Below are 14468 nucleotides of genomic sequence, written 5' to 3'. Positions count from 1 at the left end.
GATCTGGCGCACTAATTTAAGCCGAAGATCCCATTACTTATATCAAGGCTATGCGACGAGAGCGTTTGTATTGCGTAGTCATCATCTCGGATCATTGCTATGCGCTATAGTTTGTTAGCCTCGACGTTACTATTATCAGGCTGTGTTGTTACCCCTCACTCGACAAAAATTCAGGCTGATGCCAACTGGCATGTTAATCAGTTGTCGAATGGCATGAGATACCACATCTACCCGACTCAAGACCAAGAGATCTCGGTGCGTATGGTGATGAACATTGGCTCGTTCCAAGAGCAGGAAAACCAAAAAGGTTATGCGCATTTTGTTGAGCACATGGCGTTTAATGGCAGTACGCACTTTTCTGGTAATGAGGCGATTAAATTATTTGAACAGTCCGGTGGGAGCTTTGGCGCGGACATCAATGCTTTCACTACCTATCAGCAAACGGGATACAAACTGGAACTCGCGGACCCAAGTCAATTGCAAGACGCATTAATCTGGATGCGTGATATTGGAGATGGGCTGACATTTGCACCGGCTCAAGTGGAAAAAGAAAAAGGCGTGATCTTAGGCGAGTGGCGCCGGGCAAACCCGGATGATAAGCCCTTTGCTTTGAATGCGTATCAAGCTTCGGTGGAAGGTACGCGTTATGGTGAGCATGATCCTATTGGTACACGAGACTCAATACAAAAGGCGACACCAACTACGCTGAAAAGCTTTTATGAAAAGTGGTATCAACCGCAATACGCCGAACTTATTATCACCGGCAATGTGAATCTAGCCTCTGTTTCGAAAATTATTAATAAGACCTTTTCTAGTTGGGAAAAAACGTCCGATGTTGCCGTTATAAAACGCCGCGATATTCGCGTTAACACTAACAATGAAATCCTGCCAAGTAATTCCATTGAGTCACCCAGCTTGCATCTTGTTGTTGAACGAGGCGCGATTGGGCGTCAGACTGTCGAACAACAGCATCAGGAATGGCTGGATGAAGTCGCCGGACAACTTATTCAGCAGCGATTGATTGCCGATCTTAATGGTGCTGCAGTGCCATTTCAGTATGCGTATGCTCAGCCTTATTATTCTAACTACCACCGCATGATGTCTGCTGGTATTTCCTTTGCGCCAGAGCGTCGTGAGCAAATGCACCGTTTGTTTTTCAGTACGTTAACTTCGCTTCGGGATTATGGTGTAACCCAAGCAGAATTAGACAGTATTATGGCCAACTGGCAAGGTGAACTCACCAATCTGGATTCTGACTGGAGCAAACGTAACCCCAATAGTTTTGCTGAAGCGCGTGTTTTCCAGTTAGAGCAAAACAGCGTCAGCCAGTCTAAACAGAGTTACGCTCAGAGCTTGGCAACGTTTCTCGACAACGCCACGCTAGTCCGTGTGAATACTCACATTACAGAGCTGTTAACTATACCACCAACTTTTTCTATCGGGATGATCAAAAACGAAACGCGCGCGCAGTTTTCCGGTGTTTTTTCTGCGTTGAATACGGCTTACTTCCAGCCCGGAGAAAAACCATTGTCGATGGAAGTGAGAGCGGGTGGTTTCCTTCAGCCAGTTAAGGACGGCAGCATTATCAACGCTCGCAAAGAGGCGGGAGGGTTCGAGGTCTACACACTCTCTAATGGCGTAGATGTATGGTTCCAAAAGGACGAAAAAGCGGGAGGGCGCGCTTACATTTACTTTGCCAGCCAAGGCGGAAAAGCGGCAGTAGATAAGCCGCTTTACCCAGCTTACGAGATAGCAACCATGGCAGCGGTAAGAAGCGGGCTCGGGGACTTTTCAGGTTCGGAGTTAGACAGTTACTTGCGTAGCAACAATACTTCTATTGTCCCGATGTTAGATACCACCAGTCACGGCGTAAAAGTCACCACGCAAAAAGCACAGTTGGAAAGTGCATTGAATGCAATTTATAACCTGAGCACAGAAATAAAGGTCGATGAACGCCAACTGACAGCGGTAAAGCAAGAGTTTAAACAACAGCGACGCGCCTTTTTTGAGTCACCAATGGGAAAGTTAGTTCAGGAAGCAAACCAAAATGCTTATCTGCCGGGAAGTCGTCACCGTATTTTGGATAGCGATGGTGTCGAGAGCGTGACGACGGAACAGATACTTGCGGTACACCAGCGTTTATTTAAGTTCAATAATGGCTTCAAGATGGTCGTGGTAGCAGATATAGAGCCAGAGCAACTTGAACCCATGTTGGCTAAGTTTGTTGCTTCTATCGAAATGAGCCCTGGTCGTTCAATTGACTATGACGTGGCGCTGAACCCAGATGAACCGACACGCACGGTGATGACTGATGGCCATGAGCCGTCTTCACTTTACTTGCAGCGTTTGACCAACGGCCATGATGATGCCCAAAGTGGGAGAGACACAATGATTGTCGATATCCTGCAACGCATCAGTACGGCACGTATATTAGATCAATTACGTGAGGAGTTGAGTCTGGATTACAACCCAAGTATCTATCCAATGATACAAGATCGTGAGCAAGTATCGGATTGGATCTTTGAATCGCAAGTCGATCCGAAAGATGTGGCGATCATGGACAGCCAACTTAATAAAATTTTTGATGAACTGGCAAAAAATATTAACCAACAAGAGGTTGATATCGCGGTGAAACAATTGGTGGTCGCCATGCAGGGAATGGAAGACAGGCCGAAACAGCGAGCGTGGGCATATGGCCGTTATTTGGTGCACGATTATGGACTGGATGTGTTGCTGAATGTAGAGCAAGCGGCCAAAAGTATCACTTTGCAAGAAGTTCAGGCGCGTGCGCGATCAGTCTTTGGACCTCAATCTAACCGTACCACTATTATACTCAACCCACGCTAATCCTGATTGATTCGCCACTCGATTTACCGTGACTCATTGTGTCGCCAACATTTAAATGGACATAATGAGTCACGATTCGAGCGGGGTGATAAGTAGCCTGATGTCATTGCTATCACACGTTTTCTTTTTTAGCCTCTTCCTCTTGTTCATAGCCGGTTATCATGGTGCGTATATGCGCCAGTGGAGTAGAACCCGTCGTGGTCATATAGATATGGCCAATGAAAAATATCGCTATTAAAAACGCACCAATAATATGTAATGTTGCAACCACTGCCAGAGACAGCCCCTCTAAACCGAATCTTTCCCACTCTGCATAAACAAGCAGTAACAACCCGGTAACCCAGATCAGTGGCCCCATTATTAGCTTAAAGCCCAAATAGGCGAAGACCTGTAATGGATTGTGCTTACGCTCAATAGTCGACTTAAATGGGTGTGGCTCACCCTGAAATATGCCTTTACTATAGAATCTTAGCACGGCGACAAGCTTTTCTGTGGTTGGAATATAGTGCCTCCATTCTCCCGTGGTGAAGTGCCAGAAAATCGCAAATACCCACAAAGTCATGAGTGCAAACGCACAGTATTCATGCCAAAGCACCGCAGTTGAAAATCCCAGCAACTGATAAGTACCGTGGATTTCAAACCCTGTTATCAGCATCGCAAACATTAACGCCGCCTGACCCCAGTGCCAAAAGCGCTCGAAGCGTTTATATATCATCACTTTCATTATTGGTTTCCTCGCTTTTTAGCACTGTTAGCGCGAAGCAGTGTATGGCCGATGACGACTAACGTTGTTAAACCAACCAGTAGCCAACCAAGAGAGTCAAGCCAGCCAATGCCGGTTTGGCTTGGAATATAAAATCCAGCTAAGTTTTTCATCCGTCCTTGTTCACTATGACAGGCTGAACATTTGAGCGCTTCTGATTTCGGAGCCACCATGTGAACAACTGGGAAATGGTAGACGCTTTCAACAAAGGTCATTTCCCCGCTGTATTCAAGCCCTGCGGTTTGTAACCCCGATTGTGCGGCTTTTTCCCAGTCAAAGTGTTTCCAGAACGCTGTACTGTCTTGCTTGTCTATAGGGAATAAATGAGGCGTAATCATGATCTCTTGCACGGGGTCATAAGGCTGTTTACTCCGCATGATTTTAAATGGCCAAATCCGACTGTCGGCATCCCCGCACTCTCCTTGCAGTTTGGTTAATTCAATCACGCCTTGATCATTGGGCTTAATGGCTTCGCCAATGGTTGTGTATTCGATGTCGCCATTGAAGCAGGCGTAATCAGGCACAACATTTCGATGCCACTCAAAATCCCCTTTTTTGGCGGTATAGGTAACATATCCTTCGTCATCTTTGGTTGTCGGGCGAGATTTGTCGCCGGCTGTTGACCAGTCCCAGCGTGTTTTGGTTTTGTTTTCGCGGGCAAATTCAGGAACATGGCAGGTAGCACAAGCGACGGTGCTGGTGTGCTCATTCAAACGGTTGGCAAGTCGACCGCCTTCATGGGGAGTGAGTCCATGGCACGACTCACAGCTTGCGCGGTTTTGATCACCATGGCCGGGAATGTCGATGCCGTCGAGGTCTTTCGCGTTGACGGTATAGCGAGAGCCAGCAGTTTGATGCCCGCAGGTGGTGTGGCAATCCTGGCACACAAAGTTAGCGCCTTCGGGTGACATATGGACATCCAAAGCATGGCTTGGGTTGAGTAGGCTGGTGTCGAGGTCGCCATGTTTTACGCCATCGCCTCCACCGCCATTAAAGTGGCAGGCGCCGCAGGTTTCCCGACTGGTTTTGCCGACACTCTGTGCTACGGCAACTAAATCGACAGCAGGTTTCATCTTGCCTGAACCTTTCGGCCACTCTTTTTCTTGATAATTAGGATGGCCAGCGGAGGTTGGGAATTTAAAATAATTGCCAGAAGTATCATGACAGGCAAGACAGTCGACATTTTGCTGTGAAGTAAGATCGAAGCTATTGTCCTCCCAGCCAAAACCGATATGGCAACTGGTGCAGCGCGGTTCGTTTGAGGTCGTCGATATACAAAAGTTGTTTAGCACATTCTTTTTACCCAAGACTTTTTTGTCAAAACCGACGTCAAATGCCCAGGTCCAGTGGGTAGTCTGGTGAATTTGCTTCGACGCTTCGGTATGACATTCAAGACAAGCTTGAGTCACCTCAGGGCCTGACGCGAATGGCCCCTGGAGTTGCTCGAATTGCGAGTGATCGGCGGTTGAGGTCGAGGCAGTAGCGGGCGACGCTTGAACGAGGTTAGTAAATGTACAGGCGACGAAAGCTAATGTGCACAATAACGTCCTATTCATATTAGCACTCCATGTATAAGTCTATGCTAATTTATAGTGCAGAATCGGACTAGCAGCCACTGTAAAAGTAAGGACTATTGCTTTTAATCAAAACCTCTGTCGATAGCTGATTATTTAGTGTGATTGAACTCGCGAATAAGCCATCAAATAGTGGATGGACAGACCCTAATTGAAGCCTTTACTTCTTCAACTGGTACTCATTCACCAGAGCGAGTTTTTCTCTGTAGTCGCTGATCAGCTGTTGTTTCGTTTTCCCTTCGTTATGGTAGAAGAGTGCCTCTTGTTCGCTAAGAAAATCATAATGATTGTTTATAATTTCAAGAACTGTGTTCACACGCTTTAGTGTCGTTGAAGTACAACTTTTGCCATCGAGATCATCTTCGATATCCAAAACATGAGAACGGAACATCTCAACAATAAACAAATCCTCTAAGGCCTGCTCACTCTGAAGGGCGGTTTGGTATTTAGTCACCAGAGCCTTTTTGTGGCTTAACACTGCTGAACTTGCCTCATTCCTCTGTAACCACTTACATTGCTCAAGTAAGACCCTAAGTGCTTCATGTTTAACATTTTTGAACAGGGCTAATGACTCTTTTTGCGAACAGTTTTGCTTCACAAGCCAGCCCGAAAGGAATCGGGTTTCAAAGCGTTCACAAAATTGAAAGATTGGCGCATTCAGGCCATCACTATTGAGCTCAGTTAACGGGTCGAAGGGGTACATGTAGCCAAAATCGAACAGCCAAAGCTTGTTGTCGTCATCCACAAGCAGGTTACCGCTGCACAAATCCCACTCGAACAGACCAATCTTTTCACAAGCTGACAATGTCGAGAACAGTTGATAAAGCAGTGAAGAGGGTATGTCGTTGACAGGTTGGCCTTCGATCCAGTCAGAAAGAATGATGCCCAACTGATAATCGGCATAAACCGTTGCAACGATGCATTCGAAGTCCACGGATGAGTGCGGGGAATCTTTCCGTTTTTGCAAATCGGATCGACGTTGTACTTCATTCAGAAACGAAAGCTGGCCATTGATATTTTGTACTTTGGCCTCTGGGCGTTTCTTTTTCAAGGTGTAGTCTTTGCCGTCAAACCGAACCCGAAACACTTCAGCCGTCAACCCACTCTGAAAAGCCTCGACCACATAAGGAGAGGTTTCTGTCGTCAGTGCTAATTGTTGCGGAGATATCGGGCAATCATCAATATTGCCAACGATGAGGTTTTCTCCGCTCTTTTCAAATTGCAGTTGTTGTTTCTGGCGCTCGTCCATATGTAGATGCCCATCTTCCTATTGATTCTGATTATTTTATCAAGAGTGTTAGTTTGTGAATCCTCCTTATTTCATAAACTAAGAGGCTGAGTCTTGAGGTGCACAATGGGTATTAAAGTTTTTTGAGGATGAGCTAGATGCGAGTGTCATCCCTTTCTGACCGATTTGTCGTATTGTTCTTAAACAATGATTAAGGGGATAAGTGTTTGAAAGTTCGTCTAGAGCTTGTGCTAGCTTAGCGATAAATGAGATTCACTTACGAAAAGATATTTATCTCTTTAAGGAGAACGTTATGAGTAAAGGTAGCCATTCAGCGGGGAAATGCCCAGTAATGCATGGTGGCATGACATCCACGGGATCTACGGTAATGGATTGGTGGCCAAATGCTCTAAATCTAGACATTCTTCATCAGCACGATAAAAAGACTAACCCCTTGGGTGACAATTTTAACTATCGCGAAGAACTCAAAACGCTTGATGTTGAAGCGCTGAAAAATGACCTTAAATCGCTGATGACAGATAGCCAAGAGTGGTGGCCAGCGGATTGGGGCCACTACGGTGGTTTAATGATTCGTATGGCCTGGCACTCGGCAGGTAGCTATCGTACTGCTGATGGTCGAGGCGGCGCATCTACCGGTAATCTGCGCTTTGCACCACTAAACTCATGGCCAGATAACGGCAATCTGGATAAGGCTCGTCGTTTGCTGTGGCCAATCAAGAAAAAGTACGGCAATAAAATCAGCTGGGCTGACCTAATGATTCTGGCGGGTAACATGGCTTACGAATCAATGGGTCTTAAAACCTTTGGCTTTGCATTCGGTCGTGAAGATATCTGGCACCCAGAAAAAGATACCTACTGGGGTTCTGAGAAAGAGTGGTTAGCGCCTTCGGGTGTTGAGGGGAGTCGTTATTCTGGCGAGCGAGACCTAGAAAACCCTCTAGCGGCTGTAATGATGGGTTTGATTTACGTAAACCCAGAAGGCGTCGATGGCAATCCCGATCCGCTAAAAACAGCAGCCGATATGCGTGTGACTTTTGCTCGTATGGCGATGAATGATGAGGAGACGGTTGCGTTAACCGCTGGTGGCCATACCGTGGGTAAAGCTCACGGTAATGGCAATGCAGCGGAATTGGGGCCAGAGCCAGAAGCTGCAGATATTGAAGAGCAAGGCCTTGGCTGGATCAACCATACATCACGTAGTATTGGCCGAGATACGGTGACCAGCGGTATTGAGGGCGCATGGACTACTCACCCAACGCAATGGGATAATGGTTTCTTCAAAATGCTGCTTGAGCACGAATGGGCACTGACAAAAAGCCCGGCGGGTGCTTGGCAATATGAGCCAGTAGAAATTGCAGAAGAAGATAAGCCTGTCGATGTAGAAGATCCTTCAATCCGTTATAACCCTATGATGACTGACGCCGACATGGCGCTAAAAGTTGATCCTGACTACCGTAAGATTTCAGATCGCTTCTACCAAGACCCAGCTTATTTCAATGAAGTCTTCGCTCGTGCATGGTTCAAACTGACTCATCGTGATTTAGGCCCTAAAGCTCGTTACGTGGGCCCGGATATTCCGGCTGAAGACTTAATCTGGCAAGACCCTATTCCAGCGGGTAACACTCAATACGATATCGAAGCGGTTAAAGCGAAGATTGCCGCAACTGGCCTGAGTGTTTCTGATTTGGTTGCGACAGCATGGGATAGCGCTCGCACATTCCGTCGTTCGGATCTTCGTGGTGGAGCAAATGGTGCGCGAATCCGCTTAGCTCCGCAAAATGCTTGGCAAGGTAACGAGCCAGCGCGTCTGGAGCGAGTGCTGGGTGAGTTAACGCAAGTGGCGGAAGAGTTTGCTATCAGTGTGGCAGACACCATTGTTCTCGCGGGTAATGTCGGTATTGAACGAGCGGTGAAAGCGGCAGGTTTCGACTTCAAAGTCCCATTCACTGCTGGACGTGGTGATGCAACTGCCGAGCAAACTGACGCGGAGTCATTCGACGTACTGGAGCCATTGGCTGATGCTTTCCGTAACTGGCAAAAGATGCACTACACAGTTACTCCAGAAGAGATGATGCTTGATCGTGCGCAATTACTCGGTTTAACCGCGCCAGAAATGACGGTACTGCTCGGCGGTATGCGTGTTCTTGGTACCAACTATAGTGGCAGCAAGCACGGTGTCTTCACGGATCGTGTTGGTGTATTAACCAATGACTTCTTCGTTAACCTAACGGACATGGCCTACACCTGGAAACCAACGGGCCGAAACTCCTACGACATTTGTAATCGTAAGACTGGCGAAGTGAAGTTCACTGCAACCCGTGCGGATCTTGTGTTTGGCTCAAATTCTATCTTGCGTTCTTACGCGGAAGTTTATGCTCAGGATGATAATCAAGAGAAATTTGTCAAAGACTTCATCACCGCCTGGACGAAAGTGATGAACGCGGATCGCTTCGACCTTGTTTAACGACACTGACTAAACGTCGTACGTGTTAAAAAACCAGCAGTAACTCTGCTGGTTTTTGCTGTTCAAGGATTAATAGGCTGGGACTTATGGAAAAGGGCTAGACAAAAGCAAATTTAGTCTAGCGGAGCTTGTTTCGCATTGATCTCAGCATAAGTGTGCAGAAGCTCTGTCAGCGTCTTAACCCACACAAATACATCCGTCGGGGTGTTTTCAAGTAGCTTTTCTACTTGCTCACAATGCGTTTCAAGCGTGATGGCTTCTTCCAAACGAAATGAGATCGCATAGAAATGCCAAAGGATCAGGCGTGTCATTCTCTCGCTGTTTTGCTTCGCGTGCTCGGAGTCATCAAACGCTTGTTGAACTTCACTCAGCGCAATAGCCGTCATACGCAGCATCGCATCGAGGCGGGCAGACAACATGCGGTCTTCACTATCCACTTCTTCTTGATCAAAAGTAAACAGCTCATTCATCACGTCTTCTGGCACCATTTTGCTGATCATGCGAGCACTAAACTCTTCCAGTTCATGACGAGGCATGGTTACAAGGCAATCGAAGGTGTAATCACGAAGCATAAAATCACTCTAGTTTGGTCATCAGTTTCAGTTGTTGCATTCTAAGTGCTGAGGCTTGGATTTCCACTGTTTATTTTCGTGAATTATTCTGAGTAGATAAGCCTTGTACGAGTTGTCTTGACACACAGCCTTTGTTAACGATTTTCGATTTAGAACCACTAGATCTTCAAATCGTTGCCGCGTCTGAGAGCCAAGTCATTCTCGCTGAACCAAGCATCTCGAGGTTATTTGGGTATAACAGGCTAAGATTTTTCTCGTATCGGTTAAAAGTACAAGTAACATAAAGGTTGTAATTAATACGTCTTATTTATTAGATAACTATTTTAATCGCTATATGCGTATATATGTAATTTTAAAATTTTTCTTTTATCTAAAATTTTTAAAGAATAAATTTAATTAGCCTTTAAATTTATCACCGACATCTCTTCTAATGATTAAATAATCACCTCTGATTCAGGTTTTTTGTAAGAACTATCTGAAACTCATGTAGTGACAGTTATGGAAAATATAATTTCAAAAATGTGATCTATGAACAGAATGCGAGGGAAATTTATGAATTTTGATTAAAATTAAAACTAAAAAGTGGATTTTTATTTTCCTAGTGTATTGATTGTCTTGTGGTTTATTTAAAATCTTTATGTGACTCGATTCTATAAATCCAATTTATATTATAGATAAACTGAAATTGTTAATTAAATCTCATTATTCCTATAGCATGCGCTTCAATTCTTAAGGCTAGTTTTTCTTGATTAAATTTTATTAAAAACGAAATCATGAAATAGTCGATTAATAATAGTTTAAAATATCTAATAAGCGCAGGAATTTCTATGAAATTAAAAGCAGTGACGCTAGCAATTATGTTAGCTGGTGGTGTATCAGTGGCAAATGCTGCAAACCTGGATCAAAATATCGATAAATCTGGATTCTGGCTGGGCGCAGCTGGTGGTATGGGTCTATCTGATACTGATGCTGGCGAAAGCGAAGTACTCAGCCCTAAACTTGAAATGGGCTACGACTTCGGTAAGCATTTTGGTCTCTACGGCAGCTACGATTACATGCATAACCTAAGCGATGCAGAACTGCACCTTGGCACTTTAGGTATGAAAGGAAACCTGTACTTCACTGACAACTTGTCTATGTTCGGTAAGCTTGGTGCAACCTACATCTTTGCGGATGGTAGCGAACTGAAAACTGACAGCTTTAGCGGTACTGCAGGTGTGGGTCTTGAATACCAACTGACTAATGCTGTAACGACAAAAATCGGTTACGACTACTACAACAATCTTGAAGCGAAAAATGGCCATGACCTTGACCTAAGCCAAGTGTACTGGGGTATGACGTACAAATTCGGCCAACCTGAAACGCCTTTAGTCGTTGAGGAAAAAGTGGAAGTGCCAGTAGAAGTCGTAAAAGAAGTGACGCAAACTTCTCGTTCTACTTACACACTGCCTTACCAAGTGGGTCAGGTTGATGTCAATGACTACGGTCGTTACAACCTTGATGAAGTGATCACGACAATGCGCAGCAACCCTGAGTTGACTGCTGAAATCGTAGGCCGTACGGATGCGACTGGTTCTGCTGCTACCAATGAACGTGTTTCAACGCAGCGTGCAGAGCATGTTGCACAATACATGATCGATCAAGGTATCGATTCACAACGCATCACTACTACAGGCGTTGCAGACCAACAGCCATTAACGAATGGTAGTAACGCACAACTTGAGCGCTCGGTTCAGATCACGTTGAACTAATACCGTTCGTCACAAATCCTCTCTAAGAAGATATGTAAAAACGCCACATGAACCTCGTTCAGTGGCGTTTTTTCTACCTTTCGTTGTCTGAAAAAATGGCGAGTGGTGGAAAAACCGTTAAACAGGTTCAATTGGCTGCGTTACCAAATTAATCAGGTCATAGCTTCTTGATTTAGTTTCAGCGATTTAAGTATCAAAGCCGCAGAGTTGTTGGGGGATTTAACAAGACTCTGTTTTATGCTGAGCCTCAGACACTGTGTCACCTCTAAAATTGCACAAAATATATATGCGTGTGAAGGCCTTACTGCTATTCTCAATAACAGGTTGATGGTCGTGGTTTGTATATTCTAAAAAACATAGAAGAGGCAGGGTTGAAAGCAAAAATCTTATTGAGCGGTATTTTTATCCTCTCTTTATTTGTGTCTTTATTCATAGGAACGCTATTCTCGTATCATCTCCAGAAAGACGAACAAGAAGACTTTGCCGCCAAGGTATTAGAAAATGCTGAAACCGTAACAGGGCAGTTAGTTTCTGTCTTGTCCACGACCAATCAGTTATCTGACTTTACGTGTACTGAAGACAATATCGACAAACTGCGAGAAGTGGTACAGGTTAACTCGGAGATTTTTGATGTCGGTTATATCGCAGAGGGCATTGTACTCTGTACAGCAAACTGGGGCGTGATAACGCCAGTTAAGCTCAAGGCTCAAGACGTTGGCTCGCAGAATGGGTACCATTTTTATTCGAATGAGCAAAATCTCTATCGTATTTCCGACCATTACAATATCACGGTTAAAAATAACTTTTTCGCAGTCAACATCACCACCCCATATTCGCGTATGATTAAATCCATGCCTGAATATCAATTTAAAATTTATTCTAGCAAGGGGCATGTGTTTGATGAGTTCACACCGCAACAAATCAAAAATGGCCCTTTATCCTTACGCTTAAAAACCAACATCTGTAGTGATGATTACGACTATTGTGTCATGACCTCGAACAGTAACGCTGGGCTTGCTTATTACAGTGCTCATACAATACAAATCATCTTTTTAACGAGTATCGTATTTTCTTATCTCATCACTCATCTATCGAAAATGCTTATTGCCAATAACCAGTCAATTGAGTCGCGTTTTAGGAAGGCATTGATTAAGAAGTCTTTGTTTATGGAATACCAGCCCATCGTTTCGATTCAGGATGGTAAAGTTATTGCCGTGGAGAGCCTCGTACGTTGGAAAGATGATGTCTTTGGTAGTGTGCCACCGGACCTTTTTATTGGTATAGCTGAAAAGCTTTCTCTATATCCTAAACTTGCTCACTTTACCGCCAAACGCACTATTCGTGATATGGCGCCGATATTGCGTGAAGATCCGCAGTTTTCAGTCGCAATTAATATTGGTAGCTATGAGATTTTAGAGCCTGACTTCTTAACGTTTCTTGAAAAAGTAGCGCAAAATGAAAGAGTGATTCCGAGTCAGATCAAGATTGAAATTACAGAAAGTATCGATGTCGTGCTTGCCGACCTTGCTGACTTTTCCAGTAGGGCCCGTAAGCTAGGTTTTATGGTGGTATTGGATGATTTCGGGACTGGCGTATCCAACTTAGTTTGGTTAACTGAAGTCGATTTTGACTACATTAAAATAGACCGTGTATTTGTCAACTCACTTAACTTTGATGTAAAGAAAGGAATGGCTAGCGCCGTTATGGAGCTTGTCGCAAGTCTAGGTAAAGAAGTGGTATTTGAAGGTGTAGAAACGGATCACGAGTACCGCATGATAAAAGAGCATTGTACGGCTGGGTACGTGCAGGGTTGGTTGTTCTACAAGTCCTTGCCATTGGCTGAGCTAAAGTCGCTGCTCAAATCAAAATAATTTATGAAGAAAAGAGCCAGCGAAATGGCGCTGGCTCCGCAAATATTTCTAACCTGAATTTAGGTGACTAAGTTAACCAAACAGACGTTCGCTGCGCTCATCACGCTCGTTAATCACAATCGTTTGAGCACGTTTGAAGAAGTTAAAGTCCGTTGCTGTTGCGCTGGTGTAAGCGCCCATCATGCGGCCAATGATCAAGTCGCCGTTTTCTAGTTTCGGTAACATCACGTTTTCTGCGATCACATCAATGCTGTCGCAAGTAGGGCCAGACAACACACTTGGTAAGTACTCGCCTTCGTGCTTCAGCGTCACCAACGGGTATTGCGCGTCATCAAACATCAAACCGCTGAATGAGCCGTAGATACCATCATCCAGGTAGTACCACATTTGGCCGTCACGCTCTGCTTGACCCATTACTGATGCCACACTGGTTACTGACTCTGCAACAATAAAGCGACCTGGTTCTGCAATAACCTGTACTGTTTCTGGCAACTCGTTTAACGCTTGGTTAATCGGTACGCAGAATTCATCAATTGGCATCACTTTTTCTGAGTAAGAAACCGGGAAGCCACCGCCAATATCCAGTGTGCTCAATGCAGGTAAACCGCGAGCCACAACTTCGTCCATCACTTGCTTACAAGTACGGATTGCATCAACGTATTTCTGTGGGTTCATTGTTTGTGAACCAACATGGAATGACAGTCCCTTAATACGAATATTCCACTCTTTCGCCGTTTCGATGATGTTGAGTGCCTGTTCTGGCGTACAACCGAATTTTTTCGACAAGTCGGCAAACACGTCTGAGTTACGGAAGCTTAAACGCACAAGTAGTTCTACTTTGTGGCTGTACGCTTTGAACTTTTCTAGCTCGTTCAGGTTATCAACAACAAACACATTGCAGCCATACGCTAATGCATCGCGAATATCACGGTCACGTTTAATAGGGTGCGTGTGAATCGTGCGATCTGCAGGCACACCTTGCTGTTTTACCAGGTCAACTTCACCTGATGTCGCCAAATCGAAACTTGCGCCTTCTTCCAACAGGGTTTTAACCACCGTTGGATGAGGTAATGGCTTCAATGCAAAGTGCAGAGTGACATTCGGTAATGCTTGGCTTAGCGCTCTGTAATTTTTACGAATCATATCGCAGTCGAGCATTAACAATGGCGCGCCAAATTGTTCAACAGATGTTTGAATAAGATCGACCGTCTCCGCTGGTAAATCCGGAGAAGAAAAAGATTGAAAACCTAGTACAGACGCAGAATGAGCCATCGCAAACCTCCAAAGTTAAGTAGACACTTTTCATGTGTATTGTGATGAAAAGTGGAGCGTCAATAAGAGCGGGGTTACCGCCGTCAAAGAAACTCTTGGATAGTT

9 protein-coding genes are annotated in these 14468 nt (G+C 44.9%); 4 read left to right on the top strand and 5 right to left on the bottom strand.

Annotated features, from left to right (window positions below):
* Positions 1 to 99: 99 nt before the first annotated feature.
* On the top strand, positions 100 to 2847 hold the full coding sequence (locus OO774_RS17405; RefSeq protein ID WP_264907872.1) for a M16 family metallopeptidase: 2748 nt from the start codon (positions 100 to 102) through the stop codon (positions 2845 to 2847).
* Between the two features lie 112 nt (positions 2848 to 2959).
* On the opposite strand, the gene OO774_RS17400 is transcribed toward OO774_RS17405, so the two are convergent.
* From OO774_RS17400 to OO774_RS17390, 3 genes are all read right to left on the bottom strand, one after another.
* Positions 2960 to 3571, bottom strand: coding sequence for a cytochrome b/b6 domain-containing protein (locus OO774_RS17400; RefSeq protein WP_264907870.1), 612 nt, complete (start codon positions 3569 to 3571; stop codon positions 2960 to 2962).
* On the bottom strand, positions 3571 to 5166 hold the full coding sequence (locus OO774_RS17395) for a tetrathionate reductase family octaheme c-type cytochrome (RefSeq protein ID WP_264907868.1): 1596 nt from the start codon (positions 5164 to 5166) through the stop codon (positions 3571 to 3573). Before OO774_RS17395 ends, OO774_RS17400 begins: the two co-directional genes overlap by 1 nt.
* Before the next feature lie 178 nt (positions 5167 to 5344).
* Positions 5345 to 6433, bottom strand: a complete 1089-nt coding sequence (locus OO774_RS17390; RefSeq protein ID WP_264907866.1) for a phosphotransferase — start codon at positions 6431 to 6433, stop codon at positions 5345 to 5347.
* A 292-nt stretch (positions 6434 to 6725) separates the two neighbouring features.
* On the opposite strand from OO774_RS17390, the gene katG reads away from it, so the two are divergent.
* On the top strand, positions 6726 to 8897 hold the full coding sequence (katG, locus tag OO774_RS17385) for a catalase/peroxidase HPI (protein WP_264907864.1): 2172 nt from the start codon (positions 6726 to 6728) through the stop codon (positions 8895 to 8897).
* Between the two features lie 113 nt (positions 8898 to 9010).
* On the opposite strand, the gene OO774_RS17380 is transcribed toward katG, so the two are convergent.
* Complete coding sequence (locus tag OO774_RS17380) at positions 9011 to 9469, bottom strand: exoribonuclease R (RefSeq protein ID WP_264907862.1); 459 nt, start codon at positions 9467 to 9469, stop codon at positions 9011 to 9013.
* 827 nt (positions 9470 to 10296) lie between these two features.
* Here OO774_RS17380 and OO774_RS17375 point away from each other — a divergent pair.
* Complete coding sequence (locus OO774_RS17375; protein WP_264907860.1) at positions 10297 to 11220, top strand: OmpA family protein; 924 nt, start codon at positions 10297 to 10299, stop codon at positions 11218 to 11220.
* 371 nt (positions 11221 to 11591) lie between these two features.
* Positions 11592 to 13091 carry an EAL domain-containing protein gene (locus tag OO774_RS17370; protein WP_264907859.1) on the top strand — a complete coding sequence of 500 codons (1500 nt, stop codon included), beginning with the start codon at positions 11592 to 11594 and terminating at the stop codon, positions 13089 to 13091.
* 72 nt (positions 13092 to 13163) lie between these two features.
* Here OO774_RS17370 and OO774_RS17365 read toward each other — a convergent pair whose 3' ends face one another.
* Positions 13164 to 14363 carry a type III PLP-dependent enzyme gene (locus OO774_RS17365; RefSeq protein WP_264907858.1) on the bottom strand — a complete coding sequence of 400 codons (1200 nt, stop codon included), beginning with the start codon at positions 14361 to 14363 and terminating at the stop codon, positions 13164 to 13166.
* Between the last annotated feature and the right edge of the window lie 105 nt (positions 14364 to 14468).

The organism is Vibrio sp. STUT-A11 (genome assembly GCF_026000435.1).
Taxonomy (GTDB): domain Bacteria; phylum Pseudomonadota; class Gammaproteobacteria; order Enterobacterales; family Vibrionaceae; genus Vibrio.
The sequence above is the reverse complement of the archived record's forward strand: the minus strand, read 5'-3'. Positions and strand labels throughout refer to the sequence as shown.

Excerpts from the sequence above, each read along its gene's own strand:
- OO774_RS17405 (WP_264907872.1), top strand. The coding sequence starts at position 100 with ATGCGCTATAGTTTGTTAGCCTCGACGTTACTATTATCAGGCTGTGTT.
- OO774_RS17400 (WP_264907870.1), bottom strand. The coding sequence starts at position 3,571 with ATGAAAGTGATGATATATAAACGCTTCGAGCGCTTTTGGCACTGGGGT.
- OO774_RS17395 (WP_264907868.1), bottom strand. The coding sequence starts at position 5,166 with ATGAATAGGACGTTATTGTGCACATTAGCTTTCGTCGCCTGTACATTT.
- OO774_RS17390 (WP_264907866.1), bottom strand. The coding sequence starts at position 6,433 with ATGGACGAGCGCCAGAAACAACAACTGCAATTTGAAAAGAGCGGAGAA.
- katG (WP_264907864.1), top strand. The coding sequence starts at position 6,726 with ATGAGTAAAGGTAGCCATTCAGCGGGGAAATGCCCAGTAATGCATGGT.
- OO774_RS17380 (WP_264907862.1), bottom strand. The coding sequence starts at position 9,469 with ATGCTTCGTGATTACACCTTCGATTGCCTTGTAACCATGCCTCGTCAT.
- OO774_RS17375 (WP_264907860.1), top strand. The coding sequence starts at position 10,297 with ATGAAATTAAAAGCAGTGACGCTAGCAATTATGTTAGCTGGTGGTGTA.
- OO774_RS17365 (WP_264907858.1), bottom strand. The coding sequence starts at position 14,363 with ATGGCTCATTCTGCGTCTGTACTAGGTTTTCAATCTTTTTCTTCTCCG.